The organism is Vagococcus luciliae, assembly GCF_024637875.1.
GTDB lineage: Bacteria > Bacillota > Bacilli > Lactobacillales > Vagococcaceae > Vagococcus > Vagococcus luciliae.
The window spans coordinates 775,401-796,917 of record NZ_CP102451.1; the positions used below are offsets into that span (position 1 = coordinate 775,401).

Consider the following 21,517-nt stretch of genomic DNA (forward strand, 5'->3'; position numbering starts at 1 on the left):
CTCTGGCAAAAAGTCAGAGGATTTTTTTATATTTTCATTTGTCAAATTAAGCTAGACAAAATATCATATATTCATATAACTCAAAAAGACTTCTAACGGTATTTTATAGTGTAATGATTTTCTAGGAATATTATTTCTTCTTGAAGCAATAGAATGAATGAGTGTAACATCAACTTCATTGAAATCCATTTTCTTAGGTAATCCATCTTGATGTAGTAACCCATTAGAATGTTCGTTTAAACCTCTTTGGGAGGAGGGTCAGGATCAGCAAAATAGATATCAATATCATTCGAATTACTAATTGATTTCCAATTAGAAAATTCTTTACCACAATCAAATGTAATAGATTTAAACAAGTGCTTAGGAATTTTTTGAAACCATTCATTTAAGCAATTTTCAATATCTATGGCTTGTCTACCTGCTGGTTTCAAAGTAATAATAACTTTTGATAGTCTCTCAACTAGTGTGATAATAGCACTTTTATAATTTTTTCCAACAATCGTGTCACCTTCAAGGTGACCAAATTCATTTTTAAAGTCATCATATTTCTTATTTCGATGATGAATGGTTCTTCTAAAGGCTTGTTTCCCTTTTTTTCTTTATGTCCATTGATTTTTCTTTTACCTCTCATTGGTAAAGAAGAGACATCAAAATCGCCTCTTTTAAATAAATGATAAAGAGTACGAACAGAACAAGAAATAGGAAACTCAGTACGACCAACAACCACATCTGGGGTCCAACTTTGAACCACTTTCTTTTGGATATATTCTTTTTCGTTATCAGGTAAATAGGTAGACCGTCTATCGCAATTTTTTTATTTGTTTTGTATCGTTGATAATAATCAAGAATAGATAACCCATCGTTTAATGCGTTATAGACATTATAAATAGTCTGTCTAGATTGTTTCAATTGTTTAGCAACGAATATTACTTTCTTATTTTGATAGTAATATGATTCTATTAAAACGAGTTCGTCTGTAGTAATATGTGTATAGGTCATTTGTAATCACTTTCCTTGTTTTCTTTGGTCAGAAATACAACTTGAGTGTATCACAAAGGATTTTTTCGTTGTCTAGATTAATTTTACAATTGATATTTATAAAAATATCAGTAATTAATCAATTCCTTAAAATAGGTTTAAAAGTATTTTAGTTTTAACATAAAAAAGAATGTTTAATATATCTTGGATTTTGATTATCTATTAATATTAATTTTATTAATAGTGGTATTGAGATAGGAAAAACAAAATATTAGGAACAGAGTATGGAATAGTTTCATTAGAAAAATGAAAAGAAATCTAGAAAACTAAAAAAGCTTTCTAGATTCTAAATTCTAATGTTTGAACTCTTACCAATAGTAGTTGACAAAGAGTGTTAATAGTACGTTTTTTAGTAGTTAATCTCAATCTTTTAATTAGATATTATTTCTAATGGATACAAACAGAAATTTCAAAATTTATAGAACAAGCTTTGTACGTGACTAAAGTATAAAATATTTTTATTTTTTAAAATTTTTATATAAATTGAAAAAAATTCTACTTATGTTATTACTAGACGTAGTTAATTTAAGCCTATTTTTTATTTTGCTAACCTGATTAGAGGTTAGTTTTGTATAGTCCATTCGTTTGTTTAATATCTCTAATGAAGAATTAGGAGTGTATATTAGATAGAATAAAGTAGATCTTTTTCTTGAATTTAAGTGACAAGAATGAATTAACCCTCTTATCATTGAAAGTAATTCTTGGATTTGTTTTTCATCATTGACAAATTTATAAGAATATCCTATACCAAATTTTATTTTTCTATTTTTTTCATTTGTTGAAGTGACGCCGTATATTATATTAATTAGTCTATAATAAAGTAGCCAAAATTCTCGATTAGATTGATTACTCTTTTTATAAATATAAAAGGAATATTTAATATTATCAATAATTTTTTTGAGTTTAATCTCTGAAATAGATATTAATAGCTTTTTATTAATGGTTTTAAATTGATAACCTAGATAGCTGAAATTTAGGTTGTCAGAAGAATTAAATCTAGTAATCATGGTTTTTTCTTTATTGATAATCAAGTGATTCTTAGTGAAAATTTCGGAAAGATTATTATTAATATCTAAATCATTAATTCCTCTTAAAGAATCATAGTTGATTATTATTATATCATCTACATATCTAAAATAGAAAGTGGGATTAAAGACAGAATTTATTTGTTCATCAAATCTTTCAAGATAGATTTCAGAAAGTACCGAAGAAAATGGTAATCCTAAAGGAATTCCTGTCACTGATCCAGAGAAAAAAATGGGTTGAAGTACATTGAAAGTTTGTTGGGAAAGCAGATTTCCTTTTTTTAGTTTTTTATATAGTTCATGTTTGTTAATTGAAGGATAAAAATTTTTGATATCTGAACGTATAATAACCAAATTGATTTCAGGAACTTTATAATTAATGTAATCGCCATGCGTTAAAGTTGCAATTAATTGTTTGATTATAAAGTCTCTATTAGATAAATTGATTGAATATTTTTTCACTAATTCATTTTTAATTTTATTATATTCTTTTTTTTGTTCGTCATTGGGGTTAAAAAAAACCCTTTTACCGTTATTTATTTTATTTAAATTCGGAATACGTACCATTAATTTAACCTCCAGGCTAGATTTCTTCTCCTCATGGAAAAAAACCATGAGGAGTTATCTAAAAATAGATATTTTTGGTTACAAAAAAATGAAGTAAACCTTGTGTGTGTATTCCGCATCGTCATATAAAATGAAATTTATTAGAATTGGAATTGTAGAGCACAACTTGTGTCTACAAGAAATCTAGTATAATATAATATATTATACAGATAATTGTATCTTATTATGTTATTTATTTCAATAGGAGGGCAGTTTATTGAAGAAAGACTTATTTCTTAGAACAGATGTATTACCTACAGAAGTACCAACGCTTTTTTCAAATAAAAGCGTTTATTTGAATTTTTCAAAAAATAAGTTTAGTTTAAATGATGGTATAAATAATGCATTAAAAAAAATAACAGTTCCTTATTTCTTTTTCATTCCAAAATCTGATAAAGAAGAAAGAAAAATTGGGTTAGTTCATCCAATTGGACAACTGCAAATGTTTAATTATGTTTTAAAATATGAAAAATTAATAACAAGTTTCTGCAAAAACTCACAATACAGTGTTCGTTCACCAATTAAAAGGAATATACCTAAAATAACAAAACAAGAAGTTAGAATAAAAGAAATATTAAAAATTGAAGAGGAATTCAGTTTTTCTGATAAAATTTCAGTTACAAGTGAAGAAGATCAGGTATTATTTTATAATTATTTTTCCTATAGAAACTATTTGAGAATAAAAGATTTATATAATTCACCAAGATTTAATAGGGATAAGTATAAGTATTCATATTTTATAAAATTAGATATTCAGAGATGCTTCCCTAGTATTTATACTCATTCATTGGCCTGGGCTATATTTGGAGATAAAGCTCTTGCAAAAAAATATAAGGGGAAAAAATTTGACAATACTTTTCCTAATGAAAGTGATACAATTTGTCAAAAAATCAATTTTAATGAAACACATGGTCTAGTTGTAGGACCTGAATTTTCTAGAGTTATGGCGGAATTATTATTTACTAGGATAGATATTGACTTACAAATGAAATTAAAAGAACATGGTCTAATTAACAAGAAGAATTATTCTATATACAGATATGTAGACGACTATTTTATTTTTTCTCAACATAAAGAAGAAGCAAAACTTATTGAGGATTGTTTAAAAAAAGAATTAAACAAATATAATCTAAACTTGAATATAAACAAAAGTCAAATGCAAGAGAAACCGTTTAGAATAAGTGGTAATCAAATTATGAAATTAAAATTGATTCTTAAACAGTTTAATCAAGATAAAAAAATGTCATATGATATAAAAAAGGAAAACTCTAATTCTAATAATGAAGTAATGTTCTTTTCAAGTTATAAAGGAAGTCGTAATCAATGGAATCATTTGTTTAATAGGGTGGAAGAATTAATTGTTGATAACAAAGAAGAAAAATCTAAAATAGTGAACTATTTTTTGAAATCAATCCGAAGCTCAATAAGTTATGATGGTAATCATAATTATGTGATTGCTAATATTTTGGAAATAGTTTCCAATATTTTTGTTCTAGATATTAATTATAATAGTACAAATTACTTGATTTCTATTTATATAAAAATTTTGAATAAAGCTAGAGAAATTGCTAAAAAATGCGAACAAAAAGTACAAATTTGTGATAATGAAGAGAATAGGCGTGATTATGAAATAAATATGGTAAATTTAGCTTTTATGGAAGAACACATTTTTCAAAATGCATTTAGGATCTTGAAAAATAATATGAGTAATATAGAACAAATGAATGATTTAATCGTGTTTATGAAGTTTTTAGATAAAAAAGTGTCGTCTTCTTTTTTATGTGAGATATTGTCTAAATATCAAGACTCTTATTTTATTTGTTGCGGAGTAGCATATTATATATTAGATAATAAACAAGAAAAACTGGATTCGAGATTTAAGACAGTAAAATCTAAATTATTAAAAACTATTACTAATAAAATTTATAATTACAAATCAAAAGGTTCTGATTATATGATTTTGGAGGGGGAGTACTTTTATTTTCTAAATGATTTTTCAAAGTATCCGGGATTTGAAAGTAGTGAGAAGAACAAATTAGTAGAAAAGTTACGAACAGAATATAAACGTTGTTCTTCTGGAAATACTTATGTATGGGATAGAATAACTAAATATTCATATTTTGAATGGGACAGTGATGCGGACAGTTTTGTTAGAAAAATAGTTAAAAAGAGTTCCAATACTAGTTTAAATAGTATGGTTGAATATTGATGGCTATACTATCCATAAGTTTATATTAAAAATTTTGTTAGTATTTATATTGATTAGAATATATACAAAAAGACCTGTGTCAATCATTAAGATTGTTAGGTCTTTTTAATTATTAGTAAATAAATTCTATTTAGTTTGTAAATTAAAAAATTAACTCGGAAGAGAAGGTATAATAAAAAAAACCCTACCGAAATTTTCGGTAGGGTTTTTGGTAGGAAATTATATCATTTTTAATGGTAATCAATCATTTTAGCAATTGTAAAACGTTGATTTATCGGCATTCCTCATTTATATTATGTTAGCTTTTTACTCCCACTCAACAGTTGCAGGTGGTTTACTTGTAATATCATACACGATACGGTTAACGTGATCGACTTCGTTTACAATACGAACTGAGATTTTTTGTAGTAAGTCCCAATCAATACGAGCAAAGTCAGCAGTCATACCATCAATAGATGTAATCGCACGGATACCGATAGTGTAGTCATAAGTACGACCGTCTCCCATAACCCCAACAGAACGGATACCTGGTAAAACAGTAAAGTATTGCCAAATATCACGATCTAAACCAGCATTTGCGATTTCTTCACGTAAGATAGCGTCACTTTCACGCACGATTTCTAATTTTTCTTCAGTAATTTCGCCTAAGACACGGATTCCTAAACCAGGACCTGGGAATGGTTGACGCCATACAATTGAGTCAGGCATGCCAAGTTCAGTACCTAACGCACGAACTTCGTCTTTAAATAATGTGTTTAATGGTTCAATTAATTTGAATGCCATATCCTCAGGAAGTCCACCAACGTTATGATGTGATTTGATCACTTCAGCTGTATCAGTTCCACTTTCGATAACATCTGTGTAAAGTGTTCCTTGAGCTAAGAATTCAATCCCATCAAGTTTTGCTGCTTCATCATCAAATAAGTAGATAAATTCATTACCAATGATTTTACGTTTTTGTTCAGGATCAGAAACACCTTTTAATTTATCCAAGAAGCGATCTTTTGCATCCACTTTAATGATGTTTAAGCCAAATTTTCCACCTAAACTTTCCATTACTTGTTCTGCTTCACCTTTACGTAATAGACCATGATCAACAAAGATACAAGTTAATTGATCCCCAATCGCGCGTTGTAACAATACTCCAACAACACTTGAATCAACCCCACCTGATAAAGCAAGTAAGACTTTTTTGTCGCCAACTTGTTCGCGGATTTTAGCAGTTTCAATATCGATAAAGCTATCCATTGACCAATCACCTTTGCATCCACAGATGTCAAAAGCAAATTGACGTAGCATGTCATTACCATTGATTGAATGACGAACTTCTGGATGGAACTGAACAGCATACATTTTTTTCGCATGATTTTCCATAGCGGAGATTGGACAGTTTTCACTTGTCGCTGTAACAGTAAATCCTTCAGGAACTTCTGTCACTAAATCACCATGACTCATCCAAACTTGTTGTTCTTTTGGTAAAGAATCAAATAAAGTTGATTCAGTTGTTAAAGACAACATGGCTTTACCATACTCACGGCTGTTAGCTTCAGACACAACGCCACCTAATTTATATGTCATTAATTGCATACCGTAACAAATACCTAAAATAGGAATCCCTAATTCAAATATTTCTGGATCAATGTTAAAACTTCCTTCATCATAGACACTGTTTGGCCCACCAGAGAAAACAATTCCCTTAGGAGCAATTTCTTTGATTTCTGCTGCAGTGATTTTGTGGCTCAATAATTCTGAGAATACACCCAATTCACGAATACGTCGCGTAATTAATTGATTGTACTGGCTACCAAAATCTAACACTATAATCTTTTCCATATCTTTAAGTTCAGATACTTTCGTCACTTACTTCACCTTTTCTTTCTATATATTAATTTTATTAAAACTTACGTAAATAAATTTCATCAATCTCGTGGTTTTGTGCTTTATGTAAAATAACATCTGCACGACTACGAGTTGGCAAAATGAACTCATTGAGGTTTTTTAGATTGACATCTTTCCACACACGACGAGCCATTGCTAATGCATCTTCACGCGGACCATTAGCATATTCATAATAATAATTAGTTTTATCATTTTTTGCAAGAACCAATAAATCTTCAAAGCGTTTTAAATACCAACTTTCAATCAGTTTTGGATCAGCATCAACATAGACTGAAAAGTCGAAGAAGTCACTGATATAAATGTGTTGGTTGGCTGGTGATTGCAAGACGTTAATCCCTTCGACTATTAATATATCTGGTTGCGAAATTGTTTCAAATTCTCCAGGAATAATATCATAAATCTCATGAGAATAGATAGGGATTTTTAAATTATCTCCACCATTTTTAACAGCATTTAAAAAAGATAGTAATTTTTCCATGTCATAACTCTCAGGAAATCCTTTTTTATTTAAAATACCTTGTTTGGTTAGTTCATCCGTTGAATATAAAAATCCATCTGTTGTAATCAGTTGGACATGACGTCGCTTAAAAATACGGGAGAGCATCATTTGTAACAAACGAGCCGTCGTACTTTTTCCAACAGCTACACTACCAGCAACCCCAATAATAAAGGGAGAGGAAGGTAAAAATTTTTGCATAAATAATCCTTTACTAAGATGGAGGGATTCGTACTCTTTCATATAAATATTGATTAAATGAGTTAGTGGAATATAAATATCTTGTACATCTTGTAATGAAATAGTGTCATTATAGCTTTTAATTTGTTGTAGTTCTTCATCTGTTAGAGGCGCAGTTCCATTACGATAAAAGCTTTGCCATTCCTCACGAGTTAAATGATAGAAATTCGTTTTTTCATCCATAAACAGTATCCTCTACTTATTATCTTCAATCAAATTGGGTAATTGTTGGGTGATGTATTGTCCTAATTCTTTATTAAATGACAATTCTCTTAATCTATTTTCACGTCTTTTTTTGTATCCTTTATGAATCATTTTTTCTTCAGTTGATTCTGGGATAATTTGAGGTACACTAGTAAATGTTTCATTAACTTTAACTACAACAAACGTCATAAAACACGTTGCAGCTAAATAATGTTCTCCAGTTTCTAAATCTTCCCCAGTCACTTTGACGAATACTTCCATAGATTTTTTTCCTGTACCTGAAACATAAGCTTCTACAGTTACAGCATCATTTTCATAAATTGGATGTAAAAAATCCAAACTATCTGTTGAGGCAGTCATTGTTGGAATACGGCAATGACGAGATACAGCGATAGAAGCCGTGTCGTCAATTAACGCCATCAATTTACCTCCAAATAACGCACCAAACGAGTTAAGATCATTTGGAAAAACACGATGTGTTTGGATAGCGTAAGAATCTTTACATTTTTTTTCGTTAGGTAATGGTACAAACACGTTAAAAACTCCTTTTTCGTGGTATGATATTATAAAGTCTAACTGATTATATCATAGATAAACGCTGAGATAAGGAATTGAGGTTTGAAAGATGAAAAAAATCATATTATTTGGTGATAGTATCACAGCTGGCTATAGAAATGGTGAAATTGATATTGTATTAAATACTAAAATTAAGCAACTACTCAATACTAAAATAGAAATTATTAATGCTGGTATTCCTGGTGATACAACTGAGGGGGCGTTAAGTCGGTTTAAAGAACATGTTGTTTTTTATGAACCAGATATTGTGACCGTCTTTTTTGGTGCTAATGATGCTGCTAAGCTTTCAGGTATCTCGCTCATTCAGTATGAAGAAAATTTGACTTATTTAGTAAAAGAAATAGGTACCAAACGAGTGGTATTGGTTGGGCCACCTTACGCTCATCAAATGATGTATCGTGATGACCGTCCTTTAGTTGATTTAATGCAATATAATAATGTGGCTCAACGTGTGGCGAAAACATTTAATATTCGTTATATTGATATACTAAAAGAGATGATTGCTTCAGAAGATCCAACGCGTTTTTTGGAACCAGACGGGCTTCATTTCTCAGATGAGGGTTATGATTTGTTAGCAAAATTAATAGTAGAAACAATTAAAGAAAGAGTGTGAAAAATGAGTGCCCATTATTATACGAATAAACCAGAAACGGCTCATGATAGAAAAACATGGACATACCCATTATTAGGCAAAACATATCAATTTGTAACGGATAGTAATGTGTTTTCAAGAGATACAGTGGACTTTGGTTCCCGTGTTTTAATAGAAGCTTTTTTAGATGAAGATATCCCTAGAGGAGAAATTTTAGATGTCGGTTGTGGATATGGCCCTATTGGTTTATCTTTAGCTCATTCAACCAAACGATTTGTTCATATGGTTGATGTGAATGAAAGAGCAATGGAATTAGCTAAAGAAAATGCTAGTTTAAATAAAATTGAAAATATTGAAGTATATGAATCAAATGTTTATGATAATGTAACAAAAAAAGATTTTGCAGCGGTTGTAAGTAATCCACCAATACGTGCTGGAAAAAAAATTGTCCATAGTATTATTGAAGGAGCTAAGGAACATTTACAACAAAAAGGTACCTTAACGATTGTTATTCAGAAAAAACAAGGTGCACCAAGTGCAAAGAAAAAGATGGAAGAAGTCTTTGGACAAGTTGAAGTAGTGACGAGTTCGAAAGGATATTATATTTTCAAAAGTTATAAATCATAAAAATAAAACACGAACGTTGAATTATAAGAAACAGTATTCAAAAACGATTAAACGAACGGTTTGCATATGCATAGGAAAAAAGTGGGATAAAAAAAGTATAGAAAATCATTATAATGAAATTGCAGTTCCGTTTAGTGATGGTTTATTATAAAACTTATTGACTTTTTATGTCTATAAGGAAGACCAAGTGTTTGAAACACTATACAAGTATGGGTAAGGGCATACAAGTTAATGGTTTAAATATAATGAAAACAAAATAACATTTAATGGCTTATCTAATGTTTGTTAAGGGGAATGAATTTAGAAAGCATATTGGAACGCCAGTCCGGATTAATTAACTCATGTGGATGTTTTTTGTAGGGGAAAAATATGATACGGGCTAGTTTATTATGATGGATTGTTTTATGGGGGAGAGGCTAGAAGAAATTCTAGCTTTTTTATTTTATTTTAATGTTGACATTTGTATTTTTATAGGCTAAAATGATTAGTTGCAGAAACCTTTATGTTTTAAATGTGAAAGGTGATGAAATATTGTCCATCAGCCTTTATTTTATAGGAAAACAAAGATAGATCGACCATATCGAGATATGTTCACCATCTATTTTTGGTTTTTTTTTACTTTAAAACAGATAAGTAATGAAATTGTTATATGTTTTTAACATTTGTAACATAAGGTATTTTTGAAAAAACTCAGAGGGGTGACTAATTTGGTTGGACACGTAGTTAAATACGGAAAACACCGAGAAAGACGTAGCTATTCTAGGATTAGTGAAGTACTAGAATTGCCAAACTTAATTGAAATTCAAACTGATTCTTATAAGTGGTTTTTAGATGAAGGTTTGCGCGAAATGTTTGAAGACATTATGCCAATTACAGATTTTAGTGACAAATTATCATTAGAATTTGTCGATTATGAAATGAAAGAACCAAAGTATACAGTTGAGGAAGCGCGCGCGCATGATGCCAACTACTCAGCTCCTATCCACGTAACATTGCGTTTGGATAATCAAGTGACTGGAGAAATCAAGTCACAAGAAGTGTTCTTTGGCGATTTCCCATTAATGACAGAGATGGGAACATTTATTATCAATGGTGCTGAACGTGTAGTAGTATCACAGTTAGTAAGATCACCCGGAGTTTATTTCAACGAGAAGAAAGAAAAAAATGGACATGAGGGATTTGGAACAACTGTTATCCCTAACCGTGGTGCGTGGTTAGAACTAGAAACAGACGCGAAAAACTTATCTTATGCTCGTATTGATAGAACTAGAAAGATACCTTTAACTGTTTTAGTTAGAGCATTAGGTTTTGGTTCTGATACAACTATTACAGAGATCTTTGGTGAAAGTGAAAGTTTACAATTAACGATTGAAAAAGATATCCATAAAAATGCAAGTGACTCTCGTACTGAGGAAGCATTAAAAGATGTTTATGAAAGACTTCGTCCAGGTGAACCTAAAACAGCAGAAAGTTCAAGAAACTTATTGAACTCTCGTTTCTTTGATCCTAAACGCTATGATTTAGCATCAGTAGGACGTTATAAAATTAATAAAAAATTAAGTCTAAAAACACGCTTACTAAACCAAACATTAGCTGAAACATTAGTTGACCCTGAAACAGGAGAAATCCTTGTAGAAAAAGGAACAGTTATTACTCATTCAGTGATGGATGAATTGGAAAAACATTTAGATAATGGTTTAAACAATGAAACTTACTATCCAAGTGAAGACGGTGTTGTAACTGAACCAATGACAGTTCAAGTGATCAAAGTATTATCTCCAAAAGACCCAGAGCGTATAGTTAACGTGATTGGAAATGGTCAACTTGATGCTGATGTACGTACCGTTCGTCCGGCTGATATTGTGGCGACAATTAGTTACTTCTTAAACTTAATGGAAGATATCGGTAAAGTGGATGACATTGATCACTTAGGAAACCGTCGTATTCGTTCAGTTGGAGAATTATTACAAAATCAATTCCGTATTGGGTTATCTCGTATGGAACGTGTGGTTCGTGAAAGAATGTCTATTCAAGATACTGAAACATTAACACCACAACAACTGATTAATATTCGTCCTGTTGTGGCTTCTATGAAGGAATTCTTTGGTTCTTCTCAGTTATCACAATTCATGGACCAAACAAACCCATTAGGAGAGTTAACACATAAACGTCGTCTATCAGCCTTAGGGCCTGGTGGTTTAACACGTGACCGTGCTGGATATGAAGTTCGTGACGTTCACTATTCACATTATGGTCGTATGTGTCCGATTGAAACGCCTGAGGGACCAAATATCGGGTTAATCAATAGTTTGTCAAGTTATGCGAAAGTAAATAAATATGGTTTCATCGAAACACCTTATCGTCGTGTTGACCGTGAAACAAAACGTGTTACAGAACATATCGATTACTTAACAGCTGACGAGGAAGACCATTACATGGTAGCGCAAGCGAACTCACCATTAAATGACGATGGAACGTTTGCTGAAGATGTTGTAATGGCTCGTATCCAAAGTGAAAACTTGGAAGTTTCAGTAGATAAAGTGGACTACATGGACGTTTCTCCTAAACAGGTAGTTGCGGTAGCGACAGCATGTATTCCTTTCTTGGAAAACGATGATTCTAACCGTGCGCTTATGGGAGCGAATATGCAACGTCAGGCAGTGCCTTTGATTCAACCACGTTCTCCACTTGTTGGGACCGGTATGGAATACAAAGCTGCCCATGACTCAGGAGCAGCACTTTTATGTAAACATGATGGAGTCGTTGAATACGTTGACGCTCGTGAAATTCGTGTTCGTCGTAATGATGGTGCATTAGATAAATATAATATCATTAAATTCCACCGTTCAAATGCCGGAACAAGTTACAACCAACGCCCTATCGTTAGAAAAGGTGAAATCGTTGAAAAAGGCGATACATTAGCTGATGGTTCTTCTATGGAAGAAGGGGAAATGGCATTAGGACAAAACGTTTTAGTAGCATTTATGACGTGGGAAGGTTACAACTACGAAGATGCGATTATTATGAGTCGTCGTTTAGTTAAAGATGATGTATACACGTCTATTCATATTGAAGAATATGAATCAGAAGCACGTGATACAAAATTAGGACCTGAAGAAATTACTCGTGAGTTACCAAACGTTGGGGAAGATGCTCTTAAAAACTTAGATGAAATGGGTATTATTCGTATTGGTGCAGAAGTTCAAGATGGTGATTTACTTGTTGGTAAAGTCACTCCTAAAGGGGTAACAGAATTATCGGCAGAAGAACGTCTATTGCATGCAATCTTCGGAGAAAAAGCTCGTGAAGTTCGTGATACATCTCTACGTGTTCCACATGGTGGCGGCGGTATTGTTCATGACGTCAAAATCTTTACTCGTGAAGGTGGAGACGAGTTATCTCCAGGTGTTAACATGTTAGTTCGTGTTTATATCGTTCAAAAACGTAAAATTCATGAAGGAGATAAAATGGCTGGTCGTCATGGTAATAAAGGGGTAGTATCTCGTATTATGCCAGAAGAAGATATGCCATTCATGCCAGATGGCACACCAGTTGATATCATGTTAAACCCATTAGGGGTACCTTCTCGTATGAACATTGGACAAGTATTAGAGTTGCATTTAGGTATGGCAGCTCGTTCATTGAATATCCATGTTGCCACACCGGTATTTGATGGAGCGAATGAAGAAGATGTATGGAGCACTGTTGAAGAAGCTGGGCTAGCACGCGATGCTAAGACAGTTCTTTATGATGGACGTACAGGTGAACCATTTGATAACCGTATTTCTGTAGGTGTCATGTATATGTTGAAACTTGCTCACATGGTTGATGACAAGTTACATGCTCGTTCTATTGGACCTTATTCATTAGTTACACAACAACCACTTGGTGGTAAAGCACAATTTGGTGGACAACGTTTTGGAGAGATGGAAGTTTGGGCTCTTGAAGCATATGGAGCGGCTTATACTCTACAAGAAATCTTGACTTATAAATCAGATGACGTTGTTGGTCGTGTGAAAACTTACGAATCAATCGTTAAAGGTGAACCAATTCAAAAACCAGGTGTTCCTGAATCATTCCGCGTGCTTGTTAAAGAGTTACAAGCTTTAGGATTAGACATGCGAGTATTAGATGCAGACGATCAAGAGATTGAATTACGTGATATGGATGATGAGGACGATGATTTGATTACTGTTGATGCCTTAGCTAAATATGCTAAAGAGCAAGAAGAAAAAGCATTAGCAGAAAAATCGTTGAAAGATGCACAAGAAAACCAAGAATAATCCAGCTGAATTATTCTGACAGACAAAGAAACGGAGGGACATCTTTTGATCGATGTAAATAAATTTGAAAGTATGCAAATTGGACTAGCTTCTTCTGAGAAAATTAGAAGCTGGTCATATGGTGAAGTGAAAAAACCAGAGACAATAAACTACCGTACTTTAAAACCAGAACGTGATGGTCTTTTCTGCGAGCGTATTTTCGGTCCTACTAAGGACTGGGAATGTGCCTGTGGAAAATATAAACGTATCCGTTATAAGGGGATTGTTTGTGACCGCTGTGGGGTTGAGGTAACACGTTCTAAAGTTCGTCGTGAACGTATGGGTCATATCGAACTTGCAGCTCCAGTAACACATATTTGGTATTTTAAAGGAATTCCTAGTCGTATGGGTCTTGTACTAGATATGAGCCCTAGAGCATTAGAGGAAATCATTTATTTTGCTTCTTATGTAGTAACTGATCCAGGTGACACTAACTTAGAATTAAAACAACTTCTAACTGAACGTGAATACCGTGAAAAACGTCAGCAATATGGCCAAGCATTTAAAGCTGGTATGGGTGCTGAAGCAATCAAACGTTTATTAGAACAAGTTGATTTAGAAAAAGAAGTCGCTGAATTAAAAGAAGAATTGAAAAAAGCGTCTGGACAAAAAAGAACACGTGCTATTCGTCGTTTAGATATCTTAGAAGCATTCCGTACATCAGGAAATGATCCTGACTGGATGGTAATGGACGTTGTACCAATTATCCCGCCAGATTTACGTCCGATGGTTCAATTAGAAGGTGGACGTTTTGCGACAAGTGATTTGAACGACTTATACCGTCGTGTCATTAACCGTAATAATCGTTTGAAACGTTTATTAGACTTAAATGCACCAGGAATTATCGTTCAAAACGAAAAACGTATGCTACAAGAAGCGGTAGATGCGTTAATCGATAATGGTCGTCGTGGTCGTCCAGTAACTGGACCAGGTAATCGTCCACTTAAATCGTTATCTCATATGTTGAAAGGTAAACAAGGCCGTTTTCGTCAAAACTTATTAGGTAAACGTGTTGACTACTCAGGTCGTTCAGTTATCGTTGTTGGACCTTTCTTAAAAATGTACCAATGTGGATTGCCAAAAGAAATGGCAATTGAATTATTCAAACCATTTGTGATGCATGAATTAGTTAAGCGTGAAATTGCAAGCAACATTAAAAATGCAAAACGCCAAATCGAACGTCAAGAAGACGCTGTTTGGGATGTATTAGAAGATGTGATTAAAGAACATCCTGTATTACTTAACCGAGCACCTACTCTACATAGACTTGGTATCCAAGCGTTTGAACCAGTTTTAGTTGAAGGACGCGCAATCCGTCTTCACCCATTAGTATGTGAGGCGTATAATGCCGATTTCGATGGGGACCAAATGGCGGTTCACGTTCCATTAAACGAAGAAGCTCAAGCAGAAGCGCGTATGTTAATGCTTGCTGCTCAAAACATCCTTAATCCAAAAGATGGTAAACCAGTTGTTACACCATCTCAAGATATGGTCCTTGGTAACTACTATTTAACTATGGAAGAACCCGGACAAATAGGTGAAGGAATGATTTTCCGTGACTTAGACGAAGTTGTTTTAGCATGGAGAAATGGTTGTGTCCACTTACATACTCGTATTGGTTTACAAACAAGCTCAATGCCTGAAAAACCATTTACAGAATGGCAACGTGAACGTATTTTAACAACAACTGTTGGTAAAGCAATCTTTAATGAAATTATGCCACCAGAATTCCCTTACTTAAATGAACCAACTGATTATAACTTGACTGTTCAAACACCTGATAAATACTTTGTTGAAGCCGGAGCAGACATTCCTGCATTCATCAAAGAACAACCAGAAGTTGGACCATTCAAGAAGAAAAATCTTGGTAATATTATCGCTGAAGTCTTCAAACGTTTCAAAATTACTGAAACATCTAAAATGTTAGATAGAATGAAAGACTTAGGCTACAAACATTCTACTTATGCAGGTATGACTGTAGGGATTGCCGATATCGTTGTGTTACATGAAAAACAAGCAATGATTGAAGAAGCACATAATCAAGTAGAAAAAGTAACAAAACAATTCCGTCGTGGTTTAATTACAGATGACGAGCGTTATGAACGAGTAATTGGTATTTGGAACGCGACAAAAGATGCTATTCAAGCAAAATTAATGGAAAGTTTAGATGCACGTAACCCAATCTTCATGATGAGTGATTCTGGAGCCCGTGGTAATATCTCCAACTTTACTCAGTTAGCCGGTATGCGTGGATTGATGGCTGCTCCTAATGGTCGTATCATGGAGTTACCTATCGTATCTAACTTCCGTGAAGGATTAACCGTCTTAGAAATGTTTATCTCGACTCATGGTGCTCGTAAAGGTATGACCGATACAGCCCTTAAGACAGCCGATTCAGGTTACTTAACTCGTCGTTTAGTTGACGTGGCTCAAGATGTTATTATTCGTGAAACTGACTGTGGAACTGACCGTGGTTTAGATATTTCAGTGATGAAAGAAGGAAATGAAATCATTGAAACACTAGAAGAGCGTATGTTAGGTCGTTACACACGTAAATCAGTAATTCATCCTGAGACTAAAGAAGTAATTGTTGGCGCTAATGAAATCATTACAGAAGATATTGCAAAACAAATTGTTGATGCAGGTATTGAACAAATTACGATTCGTTCAGTCTTCACATGTAATACAAAACATGGCGTATGTAAACATTGCTATGGTCGTAACTTAGCGACTGGTTCTGAAGTTGAAGTTGGAGAAGCAGTTGGTACAATTGCAGCCCAATCAATTGGTGAACCTGGTACTCAGTTAACCATGCGTACATTCCATACGGGTGGGGTTGCCGGAGACGATATTACTCAAGGTTTACCTCGTATCCAAGAGATTTTTGAAGCTCGTAATCCTAAAGGACAAGCTGTTATTTCTGAAGTAGCTGGTGAAGTTATTGAAATTACAGAAGACCAAGCAGATCGTACAAAAGAAGTGGTTGTTAAAGGTCAAACAGATACAAGATCTTACTCTGTTCCTTACACTTCTCGTATGAAAGTTGCTGAAGGTGATATTATTGACCGTGGTACTCCATTAACAGAAGGATCAATTGATCCAAAACAATTATTAACAGTAAAAGATGTATTAGCTGTTGAAAACTATCTACTTAAAGAAGTACAAAAAGTTTACCGTATGCAAGGGGTAGAAATCGGAGATAAACACGTTGAGGTTATGGTTCGTCAAATGCTACGTAAAGTAAGAGTTATGGATCCAGGTGATTCTGATATCTTACCAGGTACACTAGTTGATATTAGTGAATTTAAAGACCGTAACTACAATACACTTGTTTCTGGTGGAACACCTGCAACTGGACGTCCAGTCTTGTTAGGTATCACTAAAGCCTCACTTGAAACAAACAGTTTCTTATCTGCTGCATCATTCCAGGAAACAACTCGTGTGTTAACTGATGCTGCAATTAGAGGTAAAAAAGACCACTTACTTGGATTGAAAGAAAATGTTATCATTGGTAAAATCATTCCAGCTGGTACTGGTATGGCGAAATACCGTAACATGGAACCAAAAGAAGTGGGTGTAGCAAGTGAAAATGTGTATAGTATCAGTGATATTGAAGCACAAATGGCTGCTGCAGAAGCGTTAAAAAATCAAGAATAAAATGTATTACTAGCATGAGTCAGATTAGACTTGTGCTAGTTTTTTTATCGGCTCTCCGTCAAATGATGTGGATGAGTAAAATTTAGTGAATTTAAGCAACGAAAGACAACAGGTTTTCGTTGCTTATTTATTTACCTTGAAAACTAAGTAAAATTCTATATTTATAGTTTTGGAAATTTCTATAGCCATAGGCTATTCGTTTGATTAGCTTAATTTTATTGATGGTCCCTTCTAATGGTCCGTTAGAAAATGGAAACTTGAAAGTATTATTAATTCTTGGAAGATGTTTTTTTAGTGTTCTGATAGATGTTTTCATTGGTTCAGAGATTAACTCATGACTTAATAATAGTAGATCTGAGAAAGCCTCAAAATCATTGTTTTTACTACAATATAATAAGTTTTGATAGAGTCCGTATGTCTCAGATAGTTCTTTGCTTAAGCTTAGTAAATAATCCATAATATCTGTTTCAGGTAAGATATTTTTAAATAATCGTTGATAACGATAGTCTTTATAATTTAATTCGTTAGAGTCTTTTAAAAATAGCTTCCAATATCTCTTTAGTTTTCTATAATTCTTTAGATCATTAAGGTTTGATGTCTTAAACTTATTCATTGTTCTAATTCTTGTAATATTTAATGAACGACTAATTAATTGAACTAAGTGAAATCGGTCAATAACCACTGAAGCATTTGGAAAAAGTTTATTAGCTAGTTTAAAATAGCCAGCATTCATATCAACAACGATCGTTGCGACTTTATTTCTTACTTTCAAAGGGTATTTTGAAAAGTGTTTTTCTAACGTAATCCTTTTATTATCTGGTAAAATATCAATAATTTTATGTGATAAGGAGTCTGAGTAGATAAAACTGTACTTACCTTGATTGTTTTTTACAGATGTAAACTCATCAAAACATAGGTGTTGAGGCAAGTCCGTAAATTTATTTGACAGTTCTTTCCCAAATAAATTAAGAATTCTACTGATTGTAGTAGTTGATACAAAATGTCTTTTAGATAAGTCTTTCAATGAGATAGCATCGGATAACTCCATGCCAATAGACTGTTTCACTCTGTTAGCAATAAAGCAGTGCTTATCAATTTCTAAAGATTCAGCTATAAAAGAGGTGTGACATTTACGACAAAGGAACCGTTGTTTCTTTAGTGATAGATAGGTTGGATAATGGGCAACACTTAGCCATTTTATTCGAGAAGAAATAAAACCATTTTTTACAATAGAATAGTTTTCATTCTTAATTCCACAACAAGGACAAGCCAAAGGCTTATAAGTAAGTGTTCCGCTATAGATTTTACTTCTAACTCCTTTTATCATTTTTTCTTCACAAAAAATAGAATCAAAATAAATGTTTGTGTCTTTCAAATCCAGCGACACTCGGATACAATGGTTGTGAGACATATGAATCTTCCTTTCTAAAATTTGGTTTGGTCACTTTAATTTTACCTGGAAAATTCGTATGTTTCTTTTTTTTATGTAAAAAAATAGATGCAGATGAATTTCTTCATCCACATCAAAAATTATACAGCCTTTTTATCGAGTCGGTTATCATTTCGTGTTAAACTGATTCTATCAAAATAAAAAATGAGGCGAGTATGATGAAAAAAGGGGTATTGATTATATTTTTATCAATGACACTGGTTGGTTGTGGCAAGCAAGAGAAAACAGCTAACACAAAAGTCAGTGATACAAGCTCAAGTACACAAATCAGTAGTCAATCAAGTACCAAAAATAGTTCAACAATAGACAAAATAGTGGATTCATCATCTATTTTAGAAGAAAAAGTAGAACAACATTCTGGTGTTACAACATTATCTAAAGAAAATTATTATCAAAATAATATCATTCAGGAAATTAATCAGCAATTTTTAAATTGGGCGAGTGACCGAGCTAAAATTGGAGGTATGGCTGTAACGTCTGAATTTTTTGATCACGGGGCAGCAGGTCGAGGAGATTGGTTTGCTGTAACGCCCGATAGATTAGCAATGGTACAAGATTTAAATAATCCAGGATACGATTATTTTCCATTACATGTAGTAGGTGGTGTGACTTTTTACTATTCTTCAAAGGGAACACTTGGCGCAACCAATGAGCGACAACAAAGTTCATTTGCAGCGGGATTTAGTGAAGTAGCTGATATTACTAAACCAATTATTAAGTACATTTTATGTGACAATGGCATGATTTATGAGTTGAATAGTGACTCATCTTTATCAACTGGATTTAATGAAATGAATGATGACGGGACTATCCCACGTAGTCAAATTAATGTAAAAGAATTTCATTATTCTGAAGATACTGATGCGATAAATGAATTACAACGTATTCTATCAATAGTAAATAAATAAGGAGAACATTATGACATTTGAAAAAATATTACCAGAATTAAAAGCAGGAAAAAAAGTGATTAGAACAGGCTGGGGTGGTTTTGAGTTATATGTCACACTTGTATCAGGAGAAAACTATGATAATTGCCCTGTAACTGATTATTTTTTAATTAAAACAAGCGATGAAGGATTTTCCAGTTTTGCTCCAACAGTGTGCGACATTTTGGCAGATGATTGGGAGATAGTAGAATAATGAGTAGTATTACTTATACAGAATTTAAAGGCAAAGTAGTCTTTGTTACAGGTGTTGCATCAGGCATAGGAAAAGAGCAAGCTCATTTATTTTTAGATCAAGGAGCTTACGTATTCGGATTTGATAAAGCAGAAGCTGACAGTGGTTTTTCTGGTCGATTTACTTTTTTTAGAGGTGATGTCACCAATATAGAAGATTTGGAACAAGCAGTTAGTGAGTGCTTAGCCAAGTATAATAAAATAGATATATTATTAAATACTGCTGGTAAGTTAGATGAATTTAAACCACTAGTCGAAACGTCTGAAGAGTTATGGGATGATATTTATGAAACCAACGTGAAAAGTTATTTTCGGTTAACTAAGTTAATTTTACCAATTATGCTAAAACAAAAAAGTGGCACGATTATCAATATGGCCTCTATCGCTGGTTTAATTGGTGGTGGCGGTGGTATTAGTTACACTATGTCAAAACATGCGATTGTCGGGTTTACGAAACAATTAGCCTTAGATTATGCTAATCAAGGGATTCATGTGGTTGGCATTGCTCCTGGTGCCATTAAAACGTCAATGAACGCGGCTGATTTTTCGGGTGATGGTCAGATGGCTAAATGGGTAGCAGATGAAACACCTTGTAAACGCTGGGCTTCACCTGAAGAAGTAGCACAATTGACACTATTTTTAGCAAGTCAAGCTTCATCTTACATACAAGGAAGTATAGTACCAATAGATGGTGGATGGATGACAAAATAGGGTTGTTTTTTTGTAAAAAAAGTGTATCCTATTATTTAGCGAGTTTTCGCACTATAACACTTCGCTGGGAAATTTTTCTCACATCCTTTGGTTGTAGTTATTAGCAAGGTAATCCCTTGTAAAGGAGAAATGTAAATGGAAAATAAAAAAGAACAATCTGCTGTAATATCTTGGACAACACAAGACACAGCAAAGATGGCCATTGTGGCAGGATTGTATGTTGCAGTGACGTTAGTGTTATCGGTCATTAGTTTTGGCGCAATTCAGTTAAGATTATCTGAGATGTTTAATTACTTGTCGCTCTATAACAAACGCTACATAGTTGCTGTGACATTAGGTGTGGCAATAGCCAATGCTTTTTCACCATTAGGAATTATCGATGTATTAGTTGGAAGTATTAGCACGTTTTTAGTATTGGTGATAAATTATGCTATCACTAAACATGTTAAGAATATGAAAATAAAAATGGTCATAACAGCTATTACGTTTGCGATATCTATGTTTACTGTTGCGGGACAACTCACAATACTATATGGCTTACCATTTTTCTATAACTGGTTGATTGTTGGCTTAGGCGAACTATTTTCGATGACAGTTGGTGGGGTTATGATATACTGGATGAGTAAAAAAATTGATTTTACTAAATAAACAAACCTCTATGATTGAGCAATATCAATCATAGAGGTT

At 33.1% G+C, this 21,517-nt stretch carries 14 protein-coding genes and 1 pseudogene; 9 read left to right on the plus strand and 6 right to left on the minus strand.

The features are described from left to right. Window positions 1-41: 41 nt before the first annotated feature. Window positions 42-999, minus strand: a pseudogene (locus G314FT_RS04050) (IS30 family transposase). Window positions 1,000-1,496: 497 nt separating this feature from the next. Continuing rightward, window positions 1,497-2,630 carry an RNA-directed DNA polymerase gene (locus G314FT_RS04055; protein WP_257702167.1) on the minus strand — a complete coding sequence of 378 codons (1,134 nt, stop codon included), beginning with the start codon at window positions 2,628-2,630 and terminating at the stop codon, window positions 1,497-1,499. A 256-nt stretch (window positions 2,631-2,886) separates the two neighbouring features. Between G314FT_RS04055 and G314FT_RS04060 the strand changes: the two genes are divergently transcribed. Further along, the gene (locus G314FT_RS04060) at window positions 2,887-4,878 is read left to right on the plus strand and encodes an RNA-directed DNA polymerase (RefSeq protein ID WP_257702168.1); all 1,992 of its coding nucleotides are present in this window, start codon (window positions 2,887-2,889) and stop codon (window positions 4,876-4,878) included. Between the two features lie 306 nt (window positions 4,879-5,184). Here G314FT_RS04060 and guaA read toward each other — a convergent pair whose 3' ends face one another. The 3 genes from guaA to G314FT_RS04075 all read right to left on the minus strand — a co-directional run bounded on the left by guaA (window position 5,185) and on the right by G314FT_RS04075 (window position 8,251). Next, complete coding sequence (gene guaA / locus G314FT_RS04065; protein WP_257702501.1) at window positions 5,185-6,711, minus strand: glutamine-hydrolyzing GMP synthase; 1,527 nt, start codon at window positions 6,709-6,711, stop codon at window positions 5,185-5,187. A 61-nt stretch (window positions 6,712-6,772) separates the two neighbouring features. Next, window positions 6,773-7,696, minus strand: a complete 924-nt coding sequence (gene coaA, locus G314FT_RS04070; protein ID WP_257702169.1) for a type I pantothenate kinase — start codon at window positions 7,694-7,696, stop codon at window positions 6,773-6,775. A 12-nt stretch (window positions 7,697-7,708) separates the two neighbouring features. Beyond that, window positions 7,709-8,251 (minus strand): acyl-CoA thioesterase, encoded by a 543-nt coding sequence (locus G314FT_RS04075; RefSeq protein WP_257702170.1) that lies wholly within the window; start codon window positions 8,249-8,251, stop codon window positions 7,709-7,711. A 91-nt stretch (window positions 8,252-8,342) separates the two neighbouring features. On the opposite strand from G314FT_RS04075, the gene G314FT_RS04080 reads away from it, so the two are divergent. The 4 genes from G314FT_RS04080 to rpoC all read left to right on the plus strand — a co-directional run bounded on the left by G314FT_RS04080 (window position 8,343) and on the right by rpoC (window position 17,491). Further along, window positions 8,343-8,906 carry an SGNH/GDSL hydrolase family protein gene (locus G314FT_RS04080; RefSeq protein WP_257702171.1) on the plus strand — a complete coding sequence of 188 codons (564 nt, stop codon included), beginning with the start codon at window positions 8,343-8,345 and terminating at the stop codon, window positions 8,904-8,906. A 3-nt stretch (window positions 8,907-8,909) separates the two neighbouring features. Next, window positions 8,910-9,512: a class I SAM-dependent methyltransferase gene (locus tag G314FT_RS04085; RefSeq protein WP_257702172.1), complete on the plus strand. Its 603-nt coding sequence runs from the start codon at window positions 8,910-8,912 to the stop codon at window positions 9,510-9,512. 707 nt (window positions 9,513-10,219) lie between these two features. Further along, the gene (gene rpoB, locus G314FT_RS04090) at window positions 10,220-13,795 is read left to right on the plus strand and encodes a DNA-directed RNA polymerase subunit beta (RefSeq protein ID WP_257702173.1); all 3,576 of its coding nucleotides are present in this window, start codon (window positions 10,220-10,222) and stop codon (window positions 13,793-13,795) included. Window positions 13,796-13,840: 45 nt separating this feature from the next. Next, window positions 13,841-17,491 carry a DNA-directed RNA polymerase subunit beta' gene (rpoC, locus tag G314FT_RS04095; RefSeq protein ID WP_257702174.1) on the plus strand — a complete coding sequence of 1,217 codons (3,651 nt, stop codon included), beginning with the start codon at window positions 13,841-13,843 and terminating at the stop codon, window positions 17,489-17,491. Between the two features lie 127 nt (window positions 17,492-17,618). Here rpoC and G314FT_RS04100 read toward each other — a convergent pair whose 3' ends face one another. Continuing rightward, a complete protein-coding gene (locus tag G314FT_RS04100) occupies window positions 17,619-18,902 on the minus strand; it encodes an ISL3 family transposase (protein WP_257700363.1) in 1,284 nt (427 codons plus the stop codon). 197 nt (window positions 18,903-19,099) lie between these two features. Between G314FT_RS04100 and G314FT_RS04105 the strand changes: the two genes are divergently transcribed. The 4 genes from G314FT_RS04105 to G314FT_RS04120 all read left to right on the plus strand — a co-directional run bounded on the left by G314FT_RS04105 (window position 19,100) and on the right by G314FT_RS04120 (window position 21,478). Beyond that, window positions 19,100-19,849: a hypothetical protein gene (locus G314FT_RS04105; protein WP_257702175.1), complete on the plus strand. Its 750-nt coding sequence runs from the start codon at window positions 19,100-19,102 to the stop codon at window positions 19,847-19,849. A 10-nt stretch (window positions 19,850-19,859) separates the two neighbouring features. After that, window positions 19,860-20,081, plus strand: a complete 222-nt coding sequence (locus G314FT_RS04110; protein ID WP_257702176.1) for a DUF2829 domain-containing protein — start codon at window positions 19,860-19,862, stop codon at window positions 20,079-20,081. After that, on the plus strand, window positions 20,081-20,830 hold the full coding sequence (locus G314FT_RS04115) for a 3-oxoacyl-ACP reductase (RefSeq protein ID WP_257702177.1): 750 nt from the start codon (window positions 20,081-20,083) through the stop codon (window positions 20,828-20,830). Before G314FT_RS04110 ends, G314FT_RS04115 begins: the two co-directional genes overlap by 1 nt. Before the next feature lie 135 nt (window positions 20,831-20,965). Next, window positions 20,966-21,478, plus strand: coding sequence for a QueT transporter family protein (locus G314FT_RS04120; protein ID WP_257702178.1), 513 nt, complete (start codon window positions 20,966-20,968; stop codon window positions 21,476-21,478). Window positions 21,479-21,517 lie beyond the last annotated feature (39 nt).